22 protein-coding genes are annotated in these 22,337 nt (G+C 65.2%); 7 read left to right on the top strand and 15 right to left on the bottom strand.

All coding sequences use genetic code 11. The features are described 5' to 3' along the window. Positions 1–10 precede the first annotated feature (10 nt). The 8 genes from ACIBJI_RS00745 to uraD form a co-directional block, all read right to left on the bottom strand. A complete protein-coding gene (locus ACIBJI_RS00745) occupies positions 11–2,818 on the bottom strand; it encodes a molybdopterin-dependent oxidoreductase (RefSeq protein ID WP_396958270.1) in 2,808 nt (935 codons plus the stop codon). Next, the gene (locus ACIBJI_RS00740) at positions 2,815–3,672 is read right to left on the bottom strand and encodes an FAD binding domain-containing protein (protein WP_396958269.1); all 858 of its coding nucleotides are present in this window, start codon (positions 3,670–3,672) and stop codon (positions 2,815–2,817) included. The genes ACIBJI_RS00745 and ACIBJI_RS00740 overlap by 4 nt, the downstream gene beginning before the upstream one ends. 522 nt (positions 3,673–4,194) lie before the next feature. Beyond that, positions 4,195–4,881, bottom strand: a complete 687-nt coding sequence (locus tag ACIBJI_RS00735; protein ID WP_364353422.1) for a VC0807 family protein — start codon at positions 4,879–4,881, stop codon at positions 4,195–4,197. After that, positions 4,878–5,507: a TetR/AcrR family transcriptional regulator gene (locus ACIBJI_RS00730; RefSeq protein WP_364353425.1), complete on the bottom strand. Its 630-nt coding sequence runs from the start codon at positions 5,505–5,507 to the stop codon at positions 4,878–4,880. The genes ACIBJI_RS00735 and ACIBJI_RS00730 overlap by 4 nt, the downstream gene beginning before the upstream one ends. Before the next feature lie 147 nt (positions 5,508–5,654). Next, the gene (locus ACIBJI_RS00725) at positions 5,655–7,016 is read right to left on the bottom strand and encodes an 8-oxoguanine deaminase (RefSeq protein ID WP_396958268.1); all 1,362 of its coding nucleotides are present in this window, start codon (positions 7,014–7,016) and stop codon (positions 5,655–5,657) included. 5 nt (positions 7,017–7,021) lie between these two features. After that, a complete protein-coding gene (gene pucL, locus ACIBJI_RS00720; protein WP_364353431.1) occupies positions 7,022–7,927 on the bottom strand; it encodes a factor-independent urate hydroxylase in 906 nt (301 codons plus the stop codon). A gap of 7 nt (positions 7,928–7,934) precedes the next feature. Further along, positions 7,935–8,252, bottom strand: coding sequence for a hydroxyisourate hydrolase (uraH, locus tag ACIBJI_RS00715; protein ID WP_396958267.1), 318 nt, complete (start codon positions 8,250–8,252; stop codon positions 7,935–7,937). Next, complete coding sequence (gene uraD, locus ACIBJI_RS00710) at positions 8,249–8,755, bottom strand: 2-oxo-4-hydroxy-4-carboxy-5-ureidoimidazoline decarboxylase (RefSeq protein WP_396958266.1); 507 nt, start codon at positions 8,753–8,755, stop codon at positions 8,249–8,251. The genes uraH and uraD overlap by 4 nt, the downstream gene beginning before the upstream one ends. Positions 8,756–8,896: 141 nt before the next feature. On the opposite strand from uraD, the gene ACIBJI_RS00705 reads away from it, so the two are divergent. Together ACIBJI_RS00705 and ACIBJI_RS00700 are read left to right on the top strand one after the other, a co-directional pair. After that, the gene (locus ACIBJI_RS00705) at positions 8,897–9,484 is read left to right on the top strand and encodes a nucleotidyltransferase family protein (RefSeq protein ID WP_364353440.1); all 588 of its coding nucleotides are present in this window, start codon (positions 8,897–8,899) and stop codon (positions 9,482–9,484) included. Positions 9,485–9,498: 14 nt separating this feature from the next. Then, on the top strand, positions 9,499–10,536 hold the full coding sequence (locus ACIBJI_RS00700; protein ID WP_364353443.1) for an XdhC family protein: 1,038 nt from the start codon (positions 9,499–9,501) through the stop codon (positions 10,534–10,536). Between the two features lie 2 nt (positions 10,537–10,538). On the opposite strand, the gene ACIBJI_RS00695 is transcribed toward ACIBJI_RS00700, so the two are convergent. From ACIBJI_RS00695 to ACIBJI_RS00680, 4 genes are all read right to left on the bottom strand, one after another. Further along, positions 10,539–11,630 carry an ABC transporter substrate-binding protein gene (locus tag ACIBJI_RS00695; RefSeq protein WP_364353445.1) on the bottom strand — a complete coding sequence of 364 codons (1,092 nt, stop codon included), beginning with the start codon at positions 11,628–11,630 and terminating at the stop codon, positions 10,539–10,541. Between the two features lie 77 nt (positions 11,631–11,707). Then, positions 11,708–12,445 carry an ABC transporter permease gene (locus ACIBJI_RS00690; RefSeq protein ID WP_245672143.1) on the bottom strand — a complete coding sequence of 246 codons (738 nt, stop codon included), beginning with the start codon at positions 12,443–12,445 and terminating at the stop codon, positions 11,708–11,710. Positions 12,446–12,779: 334 nt separating this feature from the next. Then, on the bottom strand, positions 12,780–13,526 hold the full coding sequence (locus ACIBJI_RS00685) for an ABC transporter permease subunit (RefSeq protein ID WP_364353448.1): 747 nt from the start codon (positions 13,524–13,526) through the stop codon (positions 12,780–12,782). Between the two features lie 222 nt (positions 13,527–13,748). Next, complete coding sequence (locus ACIBJI_RS00680) at positions 13,749–14,558, bottom strand: ABC transporter ATP-binding protein (RefSeq protein ID WP_364353451.1); 810 nt, start codon at positions 14,556–14,558, stop codon at positions 13,749–13,751. Between the two features lie 142 nt (positions 14,559–14,700). On the opposite strand from ACIBJI_RS00680, the gene pnuC reads away from it, so the two are divergent. The 3 genes from pnuC to ACIBJI_RS00665 all read left to right on the top strand — a co-directional run bounded on the left by pnuC (position 14,701) and on the right by ACIBJI_RS00665 (position 17,915). Continuing rightward, on the top strand, positions 14,701–15,384 hold the full coding sequence (gene pnuC / locus ACIBJI_RS00675) for a nicotinamide riboside transporter PnuC (RefSeq protein ID WP_364353454.1): 684 nt from the start codon (positions 14,701–14,703) through the stop codon (positions 15,382–15,384). A gap of 75 nt (positions 15,385–15,459) precedes the next feature. Beyond that, positions 15,460–16,914 (top strand): DHA2 family efflux MFS transporter permease subunit, encoded by a 1,455-nt coding sequence (locus ACIBJI_RS00670; RefSeq protein ID WP_364353457.1) that lies wholly within the window; start codon positions 15,460–15,462, stop codon positions 16,912–16,914. A gap of 35 nt (positions 16,915–16,949) precedes the next feature. Further along, positions 16,950–17,915 (top strand): sigma-70 family RNA polymerase sigma factor, encoded by a 966-nt coding sequence (locus tag ACIBJI_RS00665; protein WP_364353460.1) that lies wholly within the window; start codon positions 16,950–16,952, stop codon positions 17,913–17,915. Positions 17,916–18,005: 90 nt separating this feature from the next. Here the strand turns inward: ACIBJI_RS00665 and ACIBJI_RS00660 are convergent, their stop codons facing one another. Continuing rightward, positions 18,006–19,154: an FAD-dependent monooxygenase gene (locus tag ACIBJI_RS00660; protein WP_396958264.1), complete on the bottom strand. Its 1,149-nt coding sequence runs from the start codon at positions 19,152–19,154 to the stop codon at positions 18,006–18,008. 78 nt (positions 19,155–19,232) lie between these two features. Between ACIBJI_RS00660 and ACIBJI_RS00655 the strand changes: the two genes are divergently transcribed. Continuing rightward, positions 19,233–19,817 (top strand): TetR/AcrR family transcriptional regulator, encoded by a 585-nt coding sequence (locus tag ACIBJI_RS00655; protein ID WP_397082617.1) that lies wholly within the window; start codon positions 19,233–19,235, stop codon positions 19,815–19,817. A gap of 120 nt (positions 19,818–19,937) precedes the next feature. Next, on the top strand, positions 19,938–20,729 hold the full coding sequence (locus ACIBJI_RS00650) for a DeoR/GlpR family DNA-binding transcription regulator (protein WP_364353469.1): 792 nt from the start codon (positions 19,938–19,940) through the stop codon (positions 20,727–20,729). Positions 20,730–20,761: 32 nt separating this feature from the next. Here ACIBJI_RS00650 and ACIBJI_RS00645 read toward each other — a convergent pair whose 3' ends face one another. Continuing rightward, positions 20,762–21,634 (bottom strand): alpha/beta fold hydrolase, encoded by an 873-nt coding sequence (locus ACIBJI_RS00645; RefSeq protein ID WP_397082615.1) that lies wholly within the window; start codon positions 21,632–21,634, stop codon positions 20,762–20,764. A gap of 45 nt (positions 21,635–21,679) precedes the next feature. Beyond that, on the bottom strand, positions 21,680–22,333 hold the full coding sequence (locus tag ACIBJI_RS00640; RefSeq protein ID WP_364353475.1) for a TetR/AcrR family transcriptional regulator: 654 nt from the start codon (positions 22,331–22,333) through the stop codon (positions 21,680–21,682). Between the last annotated feature and the right edge of the window lie 4 nt (positions 22,334–22,337).

Below are 22,337 nucleotides of genomic sequence, written 5' to 3'. Positions count from 1 at the left end.
CGCTGAGTGCTCACCCCTGGTCTCCTTCCTGAAGGGCGCGCCAGATCCGGTCCGCCGTCATCGGCAAACCGGTCTGTCGTACCCCGACAGCATCGCGGATGGCATTCGCCAAGGCGGGGGCGACCGGGTTGTACGGGGATTCGCTCATCGACTTGGCGCCGAGCGGGCCCAGGTCATCGGCGGTTTCGGCGAAGTAGACCTCGGTGTGCGGCAGATCGGCGAACTGCGGGATGTGATAGTGCCGCAGCGTCCGCGTGGTTACCTCGCCTTGCGCGCAGCGCATGTCCTCGTAGAGCGCGGTGCCGATGGCTTGCGCCACGCCGCCGACCACCTGGCCGCGGCATTGCACCGGATTGAGCACCGTGCCCGCGTCGGCGGCCTGGACGGATTGCAGGATGCGCACCAACCCGGTCTCGGGCTGCACGGCGACCCGGAATGCCTGCACATTGAAGCTGACCGATCGCGGGCTGCCCGCGTGTTCGCCGTGTCCGGACAACTCGCCGTCGGCCAGGAGCTCGGTGGCGCCGATCAGTCGATCGCCGCAGCGGACGCCATCGGCAACCAGGACGCACTCCGCTTCGGCGCGACCGGTCAGCTTGGCGGCCCGGACCAGGATGTGCTCGCGCAATGCCACGGCTGCGGCATAGGAGGCCTTGCCCGCGACGGTGATGCCGGTGGATCCGAAGGCGCCGGTGTCGTGGCCGACGACATCGGTGTCCGATTGCCGGATCACAATGCGGCGCATGTCGGTGTGCAGTGCCGTTGCCGCGAGTTGGGCGTGCACTGTTGTGGTGCCGTTGCCGAATTCGACTGTGCCGACCCGGAGTTCGTAGCGTCCGTCGGGGAGCAAGGCGACGGTTGCCTCGGAGCGGTGGCCGCGCGGTGGGATGGTGGCGATCATGGCCAGCGCCATACCGGTACCTACGCGCCATTGCGGACCGGGAGCGCGAACACCATTGCCGCGCAGCAAGGATCGTTCGGCGAGGTCGAGGCATTGATCGAGGCCGTAGCTGCCGAAGTCCAGATCGCTGTCGCCCACTTCCGCGCCGACGAATGCGTCGCCGGGGACGATGACATTGCGGCGGCGGAATTCGAACGGGTCGATATCGAGCGCGCGCGCCAGTTCATCCATGGCCGATTCGACGCCGAAGATGATCTGGCCGAGGCCGTAGCCGCGGAATGCGCCGGAGGGAATGTTGTTGGTGTAGACCGTCTTCGCCTCGACGCGCTTATTGGCGCAACGGTAGACCTCGATGGATTCGCCGACGCCGTGGAACAGCACGCCCGCACTGTGATTGCCGTAGGCACCGGCATCGGCGAGCACGTCGATCGACAGTGCGGTCAGCACGCCGTCGGCATTCGCGCCCGCGGTGACCGCCACCCGCATCGGATGACGGCAAGTGGCGCTGGTGAATTCATCGGAGCGGGTGAATTCGTATTGCACGGGACGACCGGTGCGCAGTACCGCCAGCGCTATCAGGTCCTCGGCCAGCATCTCCTGTTTGGCGCCGAATCCACCGCCCACGCGCTTGGCGAATACGCGCACCCGGTCACGCGGTAGCCCGAATATCTGGCACACCTCGTCGCGCACCAGGAACGGGACCTGTGTGCTGCAGCGGATGACCAGCCTGCCGTCCGCGTCCAACCAGCCGATACCGCCGTGGGTTTCCAGATGTACGTGCTGGGCCCGCGGGGAGTGCCAGACACCACTGACCACCTGTGCCGCCGCGGCGAGGCCCGCCTCGACGTCACCGACCGCACCGTTGATCTCGGCGATCAGATTGCGTTCTGGATCGGCGATACGAGCCGAATCCGGTTTATCGGCATGCAGTTTCGGCGCGTCCGAAAGCAATGCATCGGCCGGATCGAATACCGCCGGCAGGATTTCGTATTCGACCTGTAGTGCTCGGCAACCTGCGCGGGCGATATCCAGGCTCTGCGCCACCACGGCGGCGACCCGCTGTCCGATGAATCGCACCGTGCGATCCAGCACATAGGTGTCATCCGGATCGTCGACTCGCAGTTCGTGGCGTGCGGTGGAAAAGGCGAGATCGGGGGCGTCCGCGTAGGTGAGCACCGCATACACGCCCGGCAGGTTTTCGGCGGCCGAGGTGTCGATGGAGACGATTCGCGCGTGGGGGTGCGGGCTCGGCAGGACGGCGATATGTAGCGGGGCCGTCGGAGGTGCGTCCTCGCCCTCGGGGCTGACGTCGAAGGTGAAGGGTTCTGCACCCGTGACAATTCGAGGTCCGGCGGGCGCGCCGACACCGGTGCCCGCTCGTCCAGTGGCCTCCTCCGATGAGACGTGCCGAGCAGCAGGGTTCAGGTATATGGTCGCGTCCGCACCATGCGCCGATACGCCATCAGGATCCGAGGGGGAAGCAGCGCCCAGGGCATCGGCAATCGTGCTATATCCGGTGCAGCGACAGAGATTTCCCTTCATGAGCTCTGGCAGTGCCTCGGGATCCGGGGCGCTCCGGCCACCGCAGCCGAGACCCGCGGCGGTGACCACCATGCCCGCGGTGCAGAAACCGCATTGGAAGGCCGCCGAGTCCACGAACCGCTGCTGGACGGGGTGCGGCTCTTCGGCGGTACCGAGGCCGGAAGCGGTGGTGATGGAGCGGTCCGCGGCACGATAGGCGGGAATGATGCACGAGTGCACCGGCACACCGTCCAGTTGCACGGTGCACGCACCGCAATCGCCCGCATCACAACCTTTTTTCACCGCGAAATGGCCGTGTTCGCGCAACAGCGTACGCAGGCATTGCCCCGGACGAGGTTCGGCCTGCACCAAGCGACCATCGACCTCGAATCTCATTGCCCATCACCGGCTTCGGTGCGTAGCTCGGCCGCGACCTCGCGAGCGAGCACACCGGCGACATGGCGACGCCAGTCCGGTGCTCCGTGCGGATCGTCGAACCACAGTGTCGGGTCGATGGCTGCTACCGCACCCCGCACCTCCGCATCACCAGGCGTCGCATCGAAATCCAGCACTATGGGGCGGGTCGTCGCCGCGGTTATGGTCAGTGCGCAGCGGCCGTCCGCCTCGCGCCGACCCATCACAACCGCACCGGAGCGACCGAGCGGAGCCAGCGCGATCTTCCGGAATGCGGTGCGCGCGTGCAGACTTCGAGTCGGAACGGTGATCGACCGCAACACCTCACCGGGACCGAGCACATTGCGTCCCGGCCCGAGCACGAACTCCCGCAAGGGAATCCGCCGATCATCGCCATCCGGCGACCACACCAGCGCGACGCCGTCCAATGCCACCAGCGCCCCCAACACCGCCCCGGCGGGCAACGACAAACACACATTCCCGCCCACCGTCGCCGTCCGCCATATCTTGTGCGAGGCCACCAACGCCCGACACGCACGCGCGAACAACGCCGTCCCCGGCCACTCCACCCGCAACACCGCCACCCCCAACTCCCGCCCGACCCCAGCCCCGGCGAACTCCGCCAACGTGCAGGTAGCCGCGATCTCCAACCCCTCCCCCGTCTCCGTCAGAGCAGCCCACCCGAGCGCGGCTATATCGACCAGCCGATCCAGCTCCTGCTGCGGCTCCGAGAACAAGAACGTCCCCCCGGCGAGCACCGCACAACCCCCGCCCACAACAGCCAGGTCGGCCCGCCCCCGCGCCACAATCACATCTCGAATCGTGTCCAGATCCACACCACACCTCGCTCCACTACCGCTACCGCCACAGTAGAAGCCGTGGGTTGCCGCGATGTTGCGCGACACCCGTCCCAGGTTGCGCGGTCGTTACCCACGGAACCGCGCAGTCCGCGACGTCTGTAGTTCCAGTATCCAGCAATACCGTCTGATCAGGACATTCGTCTTAACCACGGCAACTCGCCCGACCCACTGAATACGCGTTTGCCCCCGAAGACCAGCCAGGTCCGGTCTGCACACGACGGACCGGGCCCGGCGATCGGGTTGTGTATCCGGGTACAGCCCTCGCACGACTGGATCCGTCGCAGAAACCAAGGCGTTGCGGCATCGGAGCGCCGAACCGGATCCGCGTGGCGCTGCCGGGATACGGGTTGGTGGAGGTCGGCGCAGCGAGAGCCAAACCGGGCTGCAAACACACGTATCGACTTCAGTGACATCAGCAACGACTCAAAATTTCCAGTGGCACAGGCACTCTCGGCACATTGCGAGCTCGGGATACCGCGTGCGACCATATACACCAGCTCAGACTTTCAGTCCTTTCCTGGTGACGTAGACGGTGTGAAAGGTCCACACCCCGGCAAGGACTACCAGCCATTGCAGGCTGCTCACCAGCGGGACCGAGTCGATCGGGAGCGTGTAGGCGAGCACAACGCGTACCAGTGCGTCTCCAGAGAAGGTTGACCCCCAGACCGCGGTCAGCACTCGCAGCTGGCGGCGGAATTGGGAGTCGTTATCCCAGCGTGCATCCCACTGCCGGTAGCCCTCCTCGCCGATCTTCGCCGTGACGATCGCGCGGGAAGTTGTGCGTATGAAGGGCTGCTGGGTGAACAGGGTGGCCAAGATCCACAGGCCTAGCACGCCGAAGATCCAGCTGTCACGCACCATCAGCGTGCGGGGATCACCGGTCACCAGCGACATCACCGCGCCCACCACGATCATGGTGAGAGTGAACAGCGCCACCGTGTCGACGCGGCGCTGCCGGATCGCGTGGTAGGTGAGGAATGGCACGGTGAGCGCGGCGGGCGCGATCAGCGCCAGCCACGGATTCACTCCCGCCGCACGCAAGCCGTAGTAGCCGCCGATCGGCAGCACCAGTTCCACGATCAATTGTCGCGCGACGAGGCGGCGCGCAGCGGCATTTTTCTGTCGCGACGTGCGATCCGCCGCAATCGACTGCTGCTGGTTCATCTCGGCTCGGGACGTGATCACGATTGCCTCCGTGTGGCGTAATCGAATAGGTCGGCCAGTTCGCGTGCGCAGGCCGCGGTATCGAAGTCGGGGTCGAGGCCGGCTCGGGTAATGGCCGCCTCCCGCGCGCCCCGGATGGCCAGCACCATGATGGCGGGATCGAAGTCGCGAAATGCGCCGGCCCGCTGCGCTTCTCGCATCCACCGCTCCTCGGCACGGGTGATCTCGGCCAGATGCTCGACCAGGCCGAACTTCTGCGGGTCGTCGGGACGGATGTTGGCGATGATGCTTGCCAGCGCCCGCTGATGTCGGGGGTACTCGCCGAGCAGTGCCAGGTTGGCCGTGAACCAGGTGCGTAATTGAGCGGTATATCCGGACTCGGCGTCGAGCTTGGCGACGACGAATTCCGTATTCACGCGCACGATCTCGGTGGCCACCTCGCGGATCAGATCATCTTTGCCCTCGAAGTGGTAGGAGATCATGCCGGTACTACTCAGCCCCGCCTGGTTGGCGATCTTCGCAAACGACGCATTCGGATAGCCGGCCTCGGCGATCACCTCGATCGCGGCCTCCACGATCTGCGCGCGGCGCGCGGTCTCGGTGAAGGTCCGCGCCTCACGCTTACCTGAGCCACTCCTTGCTTGCATAAGCAAAACATTAGTGCGTCTTGCTCAGCTAAGCAATATTCGGAACAGACGAGCAAACTCCGATGGGTATTGGTCGTAGTGTCTGCGCAGCGCCGATCGCCGCGCGCATCAAGCTCGCTCGATACGAAGGCGACAGCCGTGACGGCGCTATCCCGCCTTCGCGACGAGCGCCGCCTGCGCCCGCGCGACCTCGCCGCCGACCTTCGCCTCGTCCACCGTGCGCACCTCACCATCTCGAACGACCATGCGCCCGTTGACGATCAATGCCGCCAGTGGCGGTGCCGAGCCGAGAATCAATGCGGTCACCGGGTCATCGATGCCCGCGTGTGCGGGTGTATCGAGGCGCCACAGGGCGAGATCGGCAAGCTTGCCCGGTTCGATCGACCCGATTTCGGCTTCTCGCCCCAGCACCCGCGCACCACCGATAGTGGCCAGCTCCAACGCTTTTCGAGTGCTGATCGCACGCGGTCCGCCCTTGGCCCTCGCATAGAGCAGCGCATTGCGCGGCTCCTCGATCATCGAACTGGATTCATTGCTCGCCGCACCGTCCACGCCGAGGCCGACCGGCACGCCCGCCGCGACCAGATCCGCCGTGCGCGCCGTACCCGCGCCGATCCGCGCATTCGAGGTGGGGCAATGCGCCACTCCGGTACCGGTTTTCGCCATGGTGTCGATGGCAGCGTCGTCCAGGTGGATGCCATGTGCGTACCAGACATCCGAGCCGAGCCAACCGAGTCGCTCCATGTACTGCGCGGGTGTGCAGCCGAACTTATCCGCACAGAACTGCGCTTCATCGATCGTCTCGGCCAGATGGGTATGCAGGCGTACGCCGAGATCGCGTGCCAGTACCGCGGATTCGCGCAGCAACTCCGTGGTCACCGAGAACGGCGAACACGGTGCGAGTGCGATCCGCAGCATCGAGTCGAATGACGGATCATGCCAGCGGGCAACGGCATCCGCGCTCGCGGCGAGAATGGCGTCGAGGGTCTCCACCACCTCGTCGGGCGGCAAACCACCCGAACTCTGCCCGAGATCCATCGAGCCGCGCGTCGGATGGAATCGCAAGCCGACCTCGGCGGCCGCGGCGATCTCCGCGCCGAGCAGGTCGCCCCCTTCGCGCGGGAATACGTAGTGATGGTCGGTGGAGGTGGTGCAGCCCGTCCGGGCCAGCGCGGCGAGCGCACCGGTCGCGGCGACGCGAACCGCATCTTCATCGATACCCGCCCAGATCGGATAGAGCGTGGTGAGCCATTCGAACAGCGTGTTATCCGCGGCCAGACCCCGAGTGACCCACTGGTAGAGATGGTGATGGGTGTTCACCAGTCCCGGCGTGAGCAGGCAGCCGCGGCCATCGATGCGGTGCGTGTCCGCGCCGAGATCGGGCGCGTCACCCGCACCGACCGCGGTGATCCGGTTGCCCTGCACTGTCACATACCCGCGACGGTATTCGGTGCCGTTCGGATCGACGGTCGCCACGGCGCACCCGTCGATGACCGTCGTTGTCGTCATAGTGCCTACGGTAGCCATGCGGGCCCGGCTTCCGGGGCATCTTCCCGCTGCACAGTGGCATGGATGAGCCCGTAGGGCCGGTCATCGGCGTGAAAGACCTCGCCGTGGTTCGCGATGCCGAATCGAGCGAGGTCGTAGTCGAAATGATGCTTATTCGGCGCGGCCAGCCGGATTTCGGCGAGCACCGGAAAGGCCTCGAGTGCGGCCTTGCCCATTTCGAAGAGCGTCTGCTGCATAGCCTTCGAATGCAGCGTCGCGAAGACCTCGACCATCCGCTGCCGGACGCCCGCGTACACCGCATCCCAGTCCACGTCGGTCGTGGCGGCGAATCGCCACTGCGCGACGAGGGATGTCGCGAGCATCCGGTCGCTCGTCGGCGCGAGCACGGTAAAATCGTCGGTGAGGAAGTCGGCGAATTCCGAGCCGGTCGACTTGAGGATCACCAGATCCTTGACCCCGCCGATCACCCAGGCCTGCTGCCGCTCGCCCTTACCCGCGACCGTGACCGTCGCGGTCCGCACCTCTGGCCCCTGCCGCACCCAGGTGTGATCGTGCTCGCTTCCGTCGACGGTAACGCGCTGCCAGGCATACTCTTCGACCTCGATGCGCGCGCTGTCGACCGGTGCGATCTCGTCGACAAAATGTGCGGCGAGCGTTAGCGCATAGTCTTCGATCGGTTGCAGCCCAGGCTTTTTCGCGTACGCGTAGGCGGTCTGCTTCTGGCTATCGGTGGGCAATACCTTCGACTGGTCACCGGCGACATACGCATTGGCGAAATCGCCACGCAGCACCGTGGATACGTTCACATCGCGGATCTCGTGACGCGGCTGGTCCCGATAAATCCGGACGATGCGGTTCTCCGCCTTTCCATACCGGTTGTCGGACAGCACGATCGGTCCGGTCAGCTCCATAGCCGGCTCAGCTCCCTCGGTAGGTGGAAAAGGCGAAGGGCGACAACAACAATGGGACGTGGTAGTGCCGCTCTTCGATGACGACGAATGTGACGCAGATCTCCGGATAGAACGATTCGATCTCCCGCTCGGCGAAGTATGCGCCGGTATCGAACACCAGCCGATACGTCTCGGGTGGCAGTGAAGTACCGAGGGAAGCGATCCGGCCGTCGTCATCGGTTGTTCCGGAACCGAGCACCTCGGTGTCCCGATAGAGCACCACTGCGATACCGGCAGCCGGCGCGCCGGCGGCGGCATCGAGCACATGTGTACTAAGCGTGCTCATTCGGCATCCCCGACCAGCAGCCGCGCCAACCGAATCCGATTGATCTTCGCCAATTCCCTTCGCATAACCAGCCTTTCGGTCTCCGGATCATTTCCGAGCCGGGCACTGAGCAATTCCAGCAGCTCGTCCCCGGACTTACCGGTCGCGCACACCAGGTAGATATGGCCGAACTTCTCCTCATAGGCCAGATTGCCCTCGGCCAGCCGCACCCGCACGGCATCCTCGGCCCCGGCGACCCCGGCCTGCTCCCGCGCGGATGCCGCAGTATGGGGCCGGGCACCGATACGCGGATGTCCGTCGAGTGCGCGATCGACCTCCGCCTCCGACAATTCCGCCAGCACCGCGTCGGCAGCATCGAATACGGCATCAGTATTCGCGTACGGCCGTCCGGCGACCAGAGCCCGCGCCCATTCCGGCGAAGCGCAACACACGAGCAAGGCCGCATTCGCCTTCGCTTCGGGCAATGCGTTGAATTCCGCGAGGCCCCACCCGTCGTGTGTCATCGGACCAGCATCGAATACGACCGACCCGGTCGCCAGTCGAATAGGGATAGATCACTTCCGGCGTGTCGTCGGCGTCCGGCCGTCGACGTCACAGCACTTTTCCGTAACCCATCAGCTACGCGGCCGGGCTACCGTCTGCTCATGGCTGTATCACCCGAACCGGTCTGCGCGGGCATCGTCCTGGCCGCGGGCGCCGGGACGCGCTACGGGATGCCCAAGGCATTGGCCGAGGGCGGCGCCTGGCTGCGGTCGGCGCTAGCGGCCCTGCGCGACGGCGGCTGCGATCCGGTGATCGTGGTGCTCGGCGCGACCGGACCGTCACCGGATGCGGTCGATCTACCCAAGGGTGTCGATCATGTGTGGGCAGCGGACTGGGCGACCGGCCTCGGGGCCTCACTGCGGGCGGGTTTGCGAGCCGTCGCGCATACGCCCGCCGAGTACGTCGCGATCATGCCGGTGGATACCCCCGACGTCGGAGCCGATGTGGTCGCCCGAGTCGTCGCCGCGGCCTTCGCGGCACCGACCGGCTTGGCGCGGGCTGTGTTCCACACCACACCCGGGCATCCCGTCGTGATGTCCCACAAGCATTGGACCTCGGTGTATCAGGCAGCCGTTAGAGATTCCGGCGGGCGCACCTATTTGGCCGGTAATAACGATATGGTGTGCGTCACGTGCGACGATTTGGCGACAGGCGATGATCGTGACTTCCCGGCCACGCCGCACGCGTGAGCGGAGCTGAACAGATGCGGGACATCGTCGACGACCTATTGCGGGTGTGGCATTCGGGCCGAACAGGTGGACTGGCCACCGTCGTGCGAACTGTTGGTTCCGGACCGCTGCCGGTCGGGACATCGATCCTGGTAGATGCCAATGGCGCGGTCTACGGTTCGCTCCTCGGCGGCAGCGTCGAGTCGACAGTGATCGAGGCCGCCGCCGATGCCGCGCGCAGCGGTCGACGCGGACTGCACCGCCTCGGTGTCCCGCCGGGCGAGCCCGGATTGGACTCCGGCGGCATGGTCGATGTTTTCGTCGAGCCGTTCTCACGCCGGGACTTTCCGGAATTCCCCTCCATAGCCGCCGAAATCGCCGCGCACCGCAGGGTTAGCCTGTTCACCGTGGTGTGGAATCCGGATCCGGATCTGATCGGACAGCATCTGATCACCCCGCAGCGGCATGCGACCGAACTGGTAGCGCTGCCCGAATCCGATGTGTTCGTGGCCTCGTTCCCGCCGCCGCCACGGCTGATCATCTTCGGCGCCAACGCCTTTGCCGCAGCACTGTCCGTACAGGCCAAACTGCTCGGCTACCGCGTCACGATCTGCGATTCCCGCGACACCTTCGCAACACCCGAAGCCTTCCCGGGCGCCGAGGTGGTCGTCGACTGGCCGCACCGGTACCTGAATACGCTCTCGGCGGCGGGCGAAATCGATGGCAGCACGGCGATTGTCGTCCTCGGGCACGATCCGACGTTCGAAATCCCACTGCTCACGGTGGCACTTCGGCTACCCGAACTGGGTTACCTCGCCGCCAACGGCTCCTGGTCCGCACACCTGAGACGCATCGAGGATCTGAGGGCGGGCGGTTTCGATGACGCGACTCTGGCCCGCCTGCACTCCCCCGCCGGTCTCGATATCGGGGCACGCACCGCCGCCGAAGTCGCCGTTTCGATCGCCGCCGAACTGCTTGTCGCCCGCTCCGGAGCCGGGCGTCAGATCACCGAAAACCGGAGCGCCGAACCGCAATTCAGGGAATTCCCGGCCAGCGCCCCGGTGGCACTTTAGCGCTACTTCAGGCCAGGATTCTCCGCGTACACCTCGCGCAGCACCGAGAGGTCGAACAGCTGGTCGGCCTTGATATCGATCTTGGCATTGCGCAGTGCGGCGATATTCTGCTCGATCAACTGATCAGTCATGGTCAGCAAACCATTGGCGGTCGAATCCGCGGAAACGACGAGGCCGTTCTGCGCGGTCGCCTCCTGAGTCTGTTCGTTCAGATCGAGTTTCTGATCCTTTCCGTACACCTCGACCGCCAGGCGCCCCGATTCGGCCGGATTCGCCACCGCATCCTTCCAGCCCTTGATCTCGGCGATCAGGAAGGCCTTCAGCTTGTCGCGTTCCTTATCGATGGTGGACTGCTTGACCGTCAGGGTCTCGGCCACCAGCGGCAGGTTGTAGTCCGCGAAGAGGAAATTGACATTCTGAAATCCCTTGGCGGTCAACGTGATCGGCTCATTGGTCACATAGCTGACCCAGCCGTCGACCTCGCCGTTGGCCAGCGGGGTCGGATCGTATTGCGCGGGCACGATGGTCACATCGCTGGGCTTCATACCGTTGGCGTTCAACAGGGCGTTGAAGATCAGCTGATTGGTGTCCTGGACGCCGATCTTGCGGCCCTTCATATCCTGCGGGGTCTTGATCGGCTTGGCGGCGGAGCTGACGATGCAGAACGGGTTCTTCTGATAGGTGGTCGCGACGATCTTGGCGGGTAGGCCCTCCAGGATCGCGGGGGCGGTGGTCTGCGGGGCCGAGGTGCCGAGCCAGACCTTGCCGGTGTCCAGGCCTGCCTCGACCGAGGTGCTCGCCGCACCACCGGCAATCAGATTCACCGAACCGAATCCGGCCTCCTTGTAGTAGCCCTTCGAATCGGCGAAGTATTCGCCCGCGAATTCGATGTTCTTGAGCCAGGACAGCTGGATCGCGACGGAACCGTACTTGGATCCGTCCGCCACCGACCCGCCCGACGAGTCTTTCGAATCATCGCCGCATGCGGCCAGCAGGCTCGCGCCGCCCAATGCTGCGCCGGCCAGCGCGGAGTAACGAAGCAGGGATCGCCGGTTCAGGTGCGGCCCGAACGAAGAGCGTTGTACGGGGTTCATGGGCCGAATCTAGGGGGATTCCGTTTCGATTTCTTTACTTTGGCGTTCCGAGCACTGATTTTACGAAAACTGACCGGTCAGCGGCGGCCCGCTTCGGGCCCGAAGCGCGCCAGTACCAGATTCTCGATGACGCCGACGATCGCGTACAGCAGCACCGAAACAATGGTCACGATAACGATCGAGGCCCACAGCTTGCTGTATTGGAAGGTCGGGATAGCGCGAATCAGACTGGCCCCCAACCCGGTTCCACTACCCAACCATTCACCGAGCAATGCGCCGATCAACGCGCCGGGCACCGAGATTCGCGCCGCCGCGAAGACCGAGGGCAGGGCGGCGGGCACGGCGACCATGCGCAGCCCGGTCCAGCGGGAGCCGCCGTATGCGGCCACCAGGTCCATCGCTTGCCGCGGTGCATTGCGCAAACCGGCCATGATCATGACCAGTGCCGGGAAAAACACCACGATCGCCGCGAGCACCGTCACACCGGCCAGTCCGCGACCGAACACCAGCACGATGATCGGGGTCAGCGCCACCAGGGGCACCGAACGCAAGAGCATGGCCACGGGCATGAATGTCTGCTCGACCACCGAGAACGAGACGAACAGCGCCGCGACGACGAGAGCCGCCAGCATGCCGACGCCGAAACCGATCGCGGCGTCACGCAGGGTGATCTGCAGGTCGTCGAAGATCGCCTGGCGTGCGGTGTGTGCGCCGGAAGAGTTGAACAGGTACTTCCAGATATCGCTGGGTGTTTTGCCTACTCGGGGGCCGACTTGAGGGAAGGCCTTCAGGAAGACGTACCAGATCACCAGCATCAGCAGCAGCGCGGTGACCAGGGGGAACAGGAAGCGGCCGATGCGGGTGAGGACGGCGAGGGCGGCGGCGCTGCGCTGGGGCCGCGTGCTCGCCTCGACGGGTGGCGGCGCGGCGGCAGTCACGTTGTCCATCGGCACGAGTTCGTCGGTCATCGCACTCCTCCAAACGGGCCGCGCGCGGTCTTGCCCAACGCGCACTGCTTTGCCCGACGTACGCCAACTCGCTGCGGAGTTCCGCCGAGCGGAGTCAAATGGTGGTCGCCCACGCCGTATTCGACCGCCATATCACTACAGTCGGCGAGCAAGCTATCTGGACGCGGCGCTAGTGCGCGGCTCATCTCGCCTCCTGGCCGGTCCACGGGGTGACCAATCGAGCGACAATCGCGACAATCGCGTAGCCGAGCCCTGCGAGTGCGGCGGCAGCCAGTGCCATGCCCCAGGTGCGCGGCACGTTATAGGCGGATTGCGCGGCGGTCAGTGCGACACCGATGCCGCTGTCCACCCCGCCGAGGTACTCGCCGATGATCGCACCGAGCACGGCCGACGGGGCGGCAATCTTCAACGCCGCGAACATATTCGGCAGCGCCGCGATCGCCTGCACCCGATAGAGCTGCTGCCAGCGACCACCGCCGTAGGCGCGGATCAAGTCGAGGCTCGTGACATCGGCCGAGCGCAGTCCGGTGACCGTGCCGACCATGGTGGTGAAGAAGCAGTACATCGCCGCGAGGAATACCGTCGGGGTGCGACCGCCGAAGACCACCAGGATGATCGGCCCGAGCGCGAGCAGCGGGATGCAGTAACTGAGGATAGCGAGCTGGGTGGCCAGCGGTTCGATCCACGGGATCAGCACGATCAGGAATGCCAGACCGATGGCCAACGCATTACCCCAGATGAACCCCTTCAGCGCGCCCAGCGCAGTGATCCGGAAGTTGGGGCCGTACAGATCCCAGCCATCGGTGTACATGTTGTGCAGAACGGTCCACGGGCTGGGGATGGTGCCGCCCGCGACCTCCAGCGCCGCCAGCAGCCACCAGATCGCGACCAATCCCAAGACGCCGATCAGTCCACCGATCCGTTTCATGCCGCACCCCCTCGGCGGCGTCGGCGGCATACCACCGGCTGCCGCGGCCGATCATGCCTGACCCGCTGCCAGCCCTGGCGTGCGTGGGCCAGGCATCTGGTCAGGTCACGCGACCGCGGCTCTCGAATGCCATTCATGCCCACACCTCACGGACCGTTCCGGTTGTGCACGACCGCACTACGATTCGCTCGGCTGTATTCAGCATTCGCTCGCTGCGCTCACTCATGCGACACCGCCCTTGCCGGACTTCCCGAACAACAGCTCGGAGAGGTAGTCGTGCAACTTGTGGAATTCCGGCGTGCGCATCATCTCGGGCGTGCGCGGGCGCGGCAGATCGATCTTCACCAGTTCCAGCACCCGGCCCGGCCGCGGACTCATCACCGCGACCACATCGGAGAGGAACACCGCCTCCGCGATGCCGTGCGTAACCATGAGGGTGGTCGCGGGCTTCTCGGTCCAGATCCGCAGCAATTCCAGATTCAGCCGCTGCCGGGTCATATCGTCGAGTGCGCCGAAGGGCTCGTCGAGCAGTAGGACGGTCGGCTTGACGACCAGGGCGCGCGCAATCGAAACACGTTGGCGCATACCGCCGGACAGCTGCGCCGGTTTGGCCTTCTCGAAGCCCTCGAGGCCGACCAGCCGGACCAGATCCGCGATCAGTCCCGGATCCGGTGAAATGCCCGCGACCTGCAGGGGCAGCTTGATATTGGATTCCACCGAACGCCACGGCAGCAGCGCCGAATCCTGGAAGGCGATGCCGAGTTCGTGGCGGCTGCGCAGTTGGGCGGGCGTTTCACCGTCGATGAGCGCCTTACCCGCGGTCGGTGTCTCCAGTCCGGCCAGGATGCGCAGCACCGTCGACTTGCCGCAGCCCGATGGGCCGAGCAGGGATAAGAACGCGCCCTGTTCGGTATGCAGCTCCACCTCGTCCAGCGCCTGCACCGTCTTCCGCCCGACCCGGAATGTCTTCGTCAAACCGCTGATGTGGATGCCCGTCCCGCCAGTGGGCTCCTCGGTACCGCTCGCCGTCATGACCAAAACACTAGGAGCAGGTCGTTGCACGGATATTGCGAATCGCCACCCCAGATTGCGCAATCGTTACGTGATTTCCGATCCGCCTGCGTCGAACCCGCAGGTTGGGATGAGATAGCGACCCGCTCGGGTTACAGCGGAGGTGAACCCACTTTTCGCGCTGCTCGACGCCAAGCTGCATATCGCGGGCTCGGAGATCCTCTGGCGCGAGATCATCGGCAATGGCTTCGGTCTGGCCTCCGCGGTCGGCGGTATGCGGCGGCGGGTGTGGGCCTGGCCGATCGGGATCGCGGGCAATGCCCTGCTGTTCACCGTTTTCGTCGGCGGAATCTTCAACACTCCACAGCATTTGAATATGGCCGGACAAGCCGGGCGTCAGCTGATGTTCATCGCGGTCAGCGTGTACGGCTGGTGGAGCTGGCATCGGCATGCTCGTGCCGAAACCGGACTCGAACACCGCGGTGTCGTACCGCGCTGGGCCAGTGGGCGCGAACGGCTGGTGCTGGTGGCCGCGATGTTGGTCGGCACGGCCGCATTCGCTCGATTGTTCGCGTTGATCGGTTCCTACGGGCCGTGGGCGGAGGCGTGGATCTTCACCGGATCGGTGCTGGCGACCTACGGGATGGCACGCGGGCTCGCCGAATTCTGGCTGATCTGGATCGCCGTCGATCTCGTCGGCGTGCCATTGCTGTTGAAGGCGGGCTATTACCCGTCGGCGACGCTGTATCTGATCTATGCGGGCTTCGTCGCGTGGGGCTTCGCCGTCTGGGTGCGCACCTTGCGCGAAGCCCCTGTCGTCGCTGATCTCGTGCCTTCGCGTTCCTGAAGCTTTTTTCCCAACCTCCGATGAATCGGCGCCACGGCGCCGGTATGTATCCGCACAACCCATCGGAGGAATGCAATGAAGATGACCACGGGGCAGCGCTGGGTGCTGGCGCTGACATCATTCGCGGGCCTGATGATCGTGCTCGACGCACTGGTCGTCACGACCGCGATGCATGCGATCCAGCTCGACCTGCACGCATCGATCGGCGAGCTGGAATGGACGATCAACGCATACAACCTCAGTTTCGCCGTGCTGTTGATGGCGGGCGCGGCGCTCGGTGACCGCTACGGCCGTCGGCGGGTGCTCGTCGGCGGGCTGGCACTTTTCAGTGCGGCGTCGGCCGGATGTGCGCTGGCACCGAATCTGGGTCTGTTGATCGCCGCGCGGACGGCACAGGGCATCGGGGCCGCCGCCATCATGCCCGTGGCGGTTGCCTTGCTCTCGGCGGCTTTCCAGCCGGAGCAGCGGACCAAGGCGCTCGGATTATTCGCGGCGGCAACCGGATTGGCCACCCTCGGAGGGCCGCTGGTCGGCGGTGCGGTGGTGCAGGGCCTGGCCTGGCAGTGGATCTTCTGGTTGAACCTGCCGATCGGTGCGGTGCTGATTCCATTGGTGCGCACGCGGCTCGCCGAAAGTATGGGCGAGGCGCGCAGACTGGACTTTCTCGGAATCGCATTGGTGAGCGTCGCCGCTTTCGGGATCGTCTGGGGCCTGATTCGCGGCAATGAATCCGGTTGGACCAGTATCGAAGTCGTGCTCGCCTTCCTGGTGGGCGCGGTGGCTTCAGTCGGATTCGCGCGCTGGGAACTGCGCGTCAGCGCGCCGCTGATTCCCATGCGCTTCTTTGCCTCGCGGGCCTTCTCCGCGGGCAATGCGGTCGGCTTCCTGCTGGCCGCCTCGATTTTCAGTGGCGCGTTCTTCTTCGCCCAGTTCCTGCAGATCGTGCAGCAGCAAGGTCCGCTCGGCGCCGGACTGCGGTTGGCGCCGTGGACGGTCACCCTGTTCCTGGTGGCACCAATCGCAGGCAAGCAGGTCAACCGGTTCGGTGAGCGTCCGTTGGTTGTCACCGGTTTGCTCATGCAGGCCGTCGGTTACGGGTGGATTGCTCTCACCGCTGGGCCGGACCTGCCGTACGCGGCGATGATCGCGCCCTTCGTCGTCTCCGGCATAGGCGTGTCGATGGCGATTCCCGCCGCACAAAGTGCGGTACTGCGCGCCGTTCCGATGCCCGCCGTCGGGGCGGCATCGGGCACCTACAACACTCTGCGCCAACTTGGCGGCGCCTTTGGAATCGCGGTTCCGGCAGCGGTTTTCGCGGCCGTAGGCGGCTTCGCCAGCGCTCGGGCCTTCAGTGACGGTTTCGCCGCCGCCATCGGGACCGCTGCCCTGCTTGCGCTCCTGGGCGCCGCGATCGGCCTGCTGATTCCGGCCGGTACGCCCGCACCGAACACCATGTCGGCCGACCCTACGGGCACACCGAGCGACGGGGTTGCCTCCGACTCGGCGGCCGATACGGGGGTGAAGGCATGACCAGCGCCACAGATTCCTCGGTAGGTTGTGCACCCATGACGGTCAGTGCGGATTTCGCGGCGCGCACCGCGCCCTACCGGCCCGAACTGCTCGCGCACTGCTATCGGATGCTCGGCTCGATTCACGACGCCGAGGATCTGGTTCAGGAGACGATGCTGCGGGCCTGGCGCTCGGCCGACCGTTATGACGAACAGCGCGCGTCGCTGCGCACTTGGCTGTATCGGATCGCCACCAACGCCTGCCTGACCGCGCTCGAACAGCGCGGCAGGCGGGCGCTGCCCACCGGACTTGTCGGGCCCAGCGAAACCTTGGTCACCAAACCGCAGCGTCATCCCGAAATCCCTTGGCTGGAGCCGATTCCCGACGCACTACTCGGCACCGCGTCCGACGATCCGGCAACCGTGATCGCGGCCCGCAGCGGCATCCGCCTCGCATTCATCGCGGCCCTGCAGTACCTACCCGCCCGACAGCGCGCGGTCTTGATCCTGCGCGACGTACTCGCCTGGTCCGCAGCCGAGGTCGCCGACCTACTCGAAACCTCCACCGCCGCAGTCAATAGCGCACTGCAACGCGCCCGCGCCCAATTGGAGAAAGACGCCCCCATGCTCGACCGCATCTCGGAATCGTTGAGCCCGGACGAACGCGCGATGATCGACCGCTACGTAACCACCTTCGGCAACGCCGACATGGCTTCTTTCGCCAAGTTACTGCGCGACGATGTAGTCCTCGAAATGCCGCCCGCCCTCCTCTGGTTCGCGGGCCGCGCCCACGTCGTCGCCTTCTTCACCGACAGATGTGGTTCCACCCCCGACCTCTGGCGCGCAATCCCGACCTCCGCCAACACCCAACCCGCCATCGCCTACTACCGGCGCGACCAAAACGACACCTACCAGGCACATTCCATCCACCTACTCACCCTCCGCGACGAAGCCATCGACCGAATCACGGTCTTCCTCGACGCCACCCTCTTCCCGGGCTTCGGGCTCCCTACCACCCTCTGAACAGAGGAGGCGAAGGGACAACGCCGAGCCTGTTCTCCGCGAGCGGATGCCGAAATTTGCGGCGGTATCGCCAGTGGTGAACGGCGCCTTTCAAGCGGCGCACCTGGCCCGATCACGCAGTGCCGTGACAGCGGGAAGGACGCGAGTTGCGGTATTGCGCAGTGCGATTCCGGCCTTCGTCGCCGGTATGAGCATCGATGCCGCGGTGGCCACGCCATTGAGTTTGGGGTCGACCAGCACCCGGTGCCGGGTCTCGTAGCGCTGGAACGCGGCCTGGTGGTCCTCCGGTGCGCCCGCCAGTTCCTCCGCCAACGTGTACGCCCCGGCGATCGCGAGGGTGGAGCCGTCGCCGAACAGTGAGACGCAGGATGCGGCGTCACCGAGCAGCGCGATGCGTCCGTGCGACCAGCGCGGGAGTTCACCCTTGCTGACGGCGTCGAAGAACAGGTCGTCGGTGTCGCGGACGCGGTCCAGCAATTCGGGAACCCGCCAGCCCTGGTCGGTGAAGGCCTCGATGACCAGGCGCTTGTGCAGTTCGATGTCGCGATGGTCGAAACCGGGAACCCCCTTGTGCCGGAACATGAATGCCGCGAGGGCGCGACCCTTCGTCGGGTGCACCGACAGTGCCCGTCCCGGCGTGTTGTAGATGAGGACTTCGCGGTCGCTGCCGAATGGCTCATCGACTCGGATGGTCGCGATGTAGATGCCCATGTGCCGGACGAATTCGGATTCATCGCCGAAGGTCAGGCGGCGCACCACCGAATGCAGGCCGTCCGCGCCGATCACGAAGTCGAAGCGGCGCGGATCGGCATGTTCGAAGGTGACATCGACGCCGTCGGTGTGCTGGGTCAGGCCGGTAATGGTATCGCCCCACAGGAATTCGGCGCTGTCGCGGCTGGCGTCGAGCAGGATCGCGGCGAGATCGGCTCGAGGGATCTCGACCTCGCGGTCGCCCGCCGATCCCTGGAAGGCCTTCAGATCCATCCCGGCGATGCGGCGGCCGCTCGCGTTGACGAAATTCATCTGGGACACAGCGGAATTCGCAGCGCGCAGGTGCGGCATGATGCCCATGCGCTCGGCCACATCGATGGCAGGTCCTTTTACGTCGACCGGATTGCCACTCGAGCGTTGGCCTGTCGCCCGCTCGACCACCGTGACCTGGAAGCCGCGGTCGGCCAGCCAGTACGCCAGGGTCGCACCGCCGATGCCCGCGCCGGAGATCAGAACCGTCTTGTTCATGACAACACCTTTCGATTAAGTGGACGAATTTCGTCCGGTTAATGGGGAGCGTACAGTAAGCGGAAGGATTTCGTCCACTTGAACTCGGAGGTGAGGGCGACGACCGGTCCGAAGAGGGCTGATGCCAGGAACAACCGGGATCAGATCATTGCCGCGACGCTGGTGACCTTCCGTGAGCAAGGTGTCGATGTGCCGATGAAGGAGATCGCGGATCGGGCGGGTGTGGGTGTCGGCACGCTGTATCGGCACTTCCCGGATCGGGATGCGTTGATCGCCGAGACTGCCCAGTCCTACCTCGCGGAACTGGCGCAGATGGCGGCGACCGCATTGGAGCAGGAGGATGCGGCGTGGCCCGCGCTTGCGCGGTTTCTGCACGAATGTGCGCAGCGACGGGTCGGGGCGCTCGCATCGGCGATCGAGCCGAATCTGCACGCCGAGATACAGGCCGATCCGCGGTTGCACGAGGTGCGAGGGCGGATTGTCGAATCGGTCTCGCGGATGACCAGGCAGGCGCAGCAGGCCGGTGCTATGCGCGCCGATATCGAGCCCGGCGAGGTGGCCGGGCTGATGACCTTGCAGATCTATACCCGGGCCGGTGAGTCGTATGCGGACGCGGTCCGTCGGGTGGTCGATCTCGTGCTCGATGGATTGCGGGCGCGGTGATGAAGGTGTCCGACTTGGTAATACGGCGGCCGAATCTCTACGGTCGGCACGTGCCTGTGCTCAGATTGTTCGCGTGCGTGGAAAACCAGCAGGTCGCTCGCGTGGACGGGAAGGCTTGACATGACCGGACCGACGGACCGGCCGCAGCGATGGAACCGACTGCTGGAACTGCTCGCCGACACCGGGCGGCTTTCGGTAGAGGAGGCCGCCGAACGCCTCGGGGTTTCCACGGCGACGGTACGCCGCGACTTCACCGCACTCGCCGAACAGCAGTTGGCGACCAGGACACACGGCGGTGTGGTCGCGACTTCGGTCGCCTACGACCTGCCCGCGCGCTACCGGCAGGGCGCGGATGAGCCGAAGCAGCGGATCGCCGAACACGCTGCGGGACTTATCGAACCGAGTGCGGTAGTCGGAATGAACGGTGGGACAACGACGACCGCCGTGGCACGCGCATTGGCCGGACGAACCGATTTAGCCAATGCCGCCGGTGACCCACTGACCATCGTCACCAACGCGCTCAATATCGCGGGCGAGATGGTGTTGCGGCCACATATGCGCACAATCGTGCTCGGTGGGGTGGCGCGCCGGGAGTCCTATGAGTTGCATGGACCGTTGGCCGAGCGAGCACTGGCCGAATTGCGTTTGGACGCACTGATTCTCGGGGTCAATGCGATTTCCGCCGAGGGCGGCGCGCAGTGTCGGCATATCGATGAAGCCGGGGTGACCACCGAGATGGTCCGGCGGTCCGGTCAGGTGACGGTCGTCGCCACCGCGGACAAACTGGAGCGCTCAGCGCTGGCCCGGATCTGCGGGATCGAGCAGGTCGATGTGCTGGTGACGGATTCGGATGCGGATCCGGCCGCGGTGGCGACGATTCGAGCTGCCGGGGTTCGAGTGGACGTGGTTTAGCGCGGCGGGGACTTCGAAGTCCCGGATAGGCGTCAGAGGAACGCCAGGAGGTGGCGAGCGGTCTGCTCCGGGGCTTCCTCCGGCAGGAAATGTCCGACGTCGAGCGGACCACCACGGACATCGTCCGCCCAGCGGCGCCATACCTCCAGCGGCCTATGCCAACTGCCGACAGCGCCTGTGGCACTCCACAATACGAGCAGCGGACATTCGATCTGCCGCTGCCCGCGGTCAGCCTCGTCATGCGCATAATCGAGGGTCGCGGCGGCCCGATATTCCTCGCAAATCGCATGCACGGTATCCGGGTCGCGGAATTTCGCGATGTATTCCGTACGGATTTCATCCGAGAAAACACCGGGATCCTCTGCCCAGCTATCGAGCATATGATTCACCAGAATCGCCGGATCACCGGCAATGAGCCGTTCCGGAATCGGTGCCGGTGCGGCGAGGAAGGACCACACCCAGAATCCGAGGCTGAAGTCCATATCCGCCGCACGGAAGCTGTCAGCGGTCGGCACGATATCCAGAACCGCCAGACGCGTAACGATTTCCGGATGATCCAGCGCCATGCGATACGCGCACCGCGCGCCACGATCATGACCGACCACGCTGAACCGATCATGGCCGAGGCTCGCCATCACCTCGACCTGTTCGGCGGCGATGGCCCGCATGCTGTGCGGACTGTGGTCCGGCCGACTCGGCGGCGAGGCGCTGTCGCCGAATCCCCGCAGATCCGTTGCCACGATGGTGAACCGCTCGGCCAACCGCGACGCGACCTTATGCCACATGAGGTGTGTCTCGGGTATCCCGTGCAGTAACAAGACGGGCGGCCCGTTACCACCACGCCGCCCATGCACGCGACCCTCGGCGGTCTCGATATCGAATTCGACGAATCCCTCGAACACCATTGCTCTCACTATAACGGTTGGGCCCAAACCATTTTGGTTCGTTGATCAGTTCAACGCAAGTCCAGAATTCACGAAATACGCGATCTCCTCGCATATTTCATCCAGCGCCACCTCGGTGTCGGGATGTGTGGTCCGCACCAACTCCTGGGCCAGTGAATTCACCGCACCGATCACCGCGAGTGCGAACAGATCGAATCGCCGCGCCTTGGTCTCGCCGCGCTCGACGGCTCGCTCCGCCTCGCTGATCAGCAGTGATGAGAGCAGGCGGCGCTGCTGCCTGCGCCAATCCTCCACTGCCGAACTGACGCCGACGACTTCGACATAACACACTCGCGCCGAACGATGATCGGCACAAGTCACCTCGAGATAGGCGCGGAAAGCATCGACTACCCGTGTGGAAAGCGGTTGCCCTGCGGTCTTTGCCATACTTTCCAGCGCACGTTCGACCGCATGCGAGGTAATGCGATTGACCAGTGCGATCAACAATGCCTCGCGACTACCCATATCCTCGTAGAAACTGCGCGTGGAAACATTCGCGACGGCACACAGCCGTTCGATCGAGGTGGCCGCATAGCCCTGGGTGCCGAATAATTCCAGCGCGGCATCGATGAGTCGTGCCTGCCGCTGGGCTACCCGCTGTTGCTTGGACAGCCCGCCGTAACTGCGGCCCTCCTTGGGTTGATCATCCTGCCGTGCCACGGAT

The organism is Nocardia sp. NPDC050408 (assembly GCF_044458905.1).
Lineage (GTDB): Bacteria > Actinomycetota > Actinomycetes > Mycobacteriales > Mycobacteriaceae > Nocardia.
Note: the sequence above shows the minus strand (reverse complement) of the source record. Positions and strands in the feature narration are given on the sequence as shown.

Coding starts and splice junctions, on each gene's coding strand:
- ACIBJI_RS00695 (WP_364353445.1), bottom strand. CDS start 11,630: ATGAACCCCGTACAACGCTCTTCGTTCGGGCCGCACCTGAACCGGCGA.
- ACIBJI_RS00685 (WP_364353448.1), bottom strand. CDS start 13,526: ATGAAACGGATCGGTGGACTGATCGGCGTCTTGGGATTGGTCGCGATC.
- ACIBJI_RS00650 (WP_364353469.1), top strand. CDS start 19,938: ATGACCGGACCGACGGACCGGCCGCAGCGATGGAACCGACTGCTGGAA.
- ACIBJI_RS00705 (WP_364353440.1), top strand. CDS start 8,897: ATGGCTGTATCACCCGAACCGGTCTGCGCGGGCATCGTCCTGGCCGCG.
- uraD (WP_396958266.1), bottom strand. CDS start 8,755: ATGACACACGACGGGTGGGGCCTCGCGGAATTCAACGCATTGCCCGAA.
- ACIBJI_RS00730 (WP_364353425.1), bottom strand. CDS start 5,507: ATGCAAGCAAGGAGTGGCTCAGGTAAGCGTGAGGCGCGGACCTTCACC.
- ACIBJI_RS00745 (WP_396958270.1), bottom strand. CDS start 2,818: ATGAGATTCGAGGTCGATGGTCGCTTGGTGCAGGCCGAACCTCGTCCG.
- ACIBJI_RS00660 (WP_396958264.1), bottom strand. CDS start 19,154: ATGAACAAGACGGTTCTGATCTCCGGCGCGGGCATCGGCGGTGCGACC.
- ACIBJI_RS00665 (WP_364353460.1), top strand. CDS start 16,950: ATGACGGTCAGTGCGGATTTCGCGGCGCGCACCGCGCCCTACCGGCCC.
- ACIBJI_RS00645 (WP_397082615.1), bottom strand. CDS start 21,634: ATGGTGTTCGAGGGATTCGTCGAATTCGATATCGAGACCGCCGAGGGT.
- pucL (WP_364353431.1), bottom strand. CDS start 7,927: ATGGAGCTGACCGGACCGATCGTGCTGTCCGACAACCGGTATGGAAAG.
- ACIBJI_RS00670 (WP_364353457.1), top strand. CDS start 15,460: ATGAAGATGACCACGGGGCAGCGCTGGGTGCTGGCGCTGACATCATTC.
- uraH (WP_396958267.1), bottom strand. CDS start 8,252: ATGAGCACGCTTAGTACACATGTGCTCGATGCCGCCGCCGGCGCGCCG.
- ACIBJI_RS00680 (WP_364353451.1), bottom strand. CDS start 14,558: ATGACGGCGAGCGGTACCGAGGAGCCCACTGGCGGGACGGGCATCCAC.
- ACIBJI_RS00690 (WP_245672143.1), bottom strand. CDS start 12,445: ATGCTGGTGATCTGGTACGTCTTCCTGAAGGCCTTCCCTCAAGTCGGC.
- ACIBJI_RS00725 (WP_396958268.1), bottom strand. CDS start 7,016: ATGACGACAACGACGGTCATCGACGGGTGCGCCGTGGCGACCGTCGAT.
- ACIBJI_RS00700 (WP_364353443.1), top strand. CDS start 9,499: ATGCGGGACATCGTCGACGACCTATTGCGGGTGTGGCATTCGGGCCGA.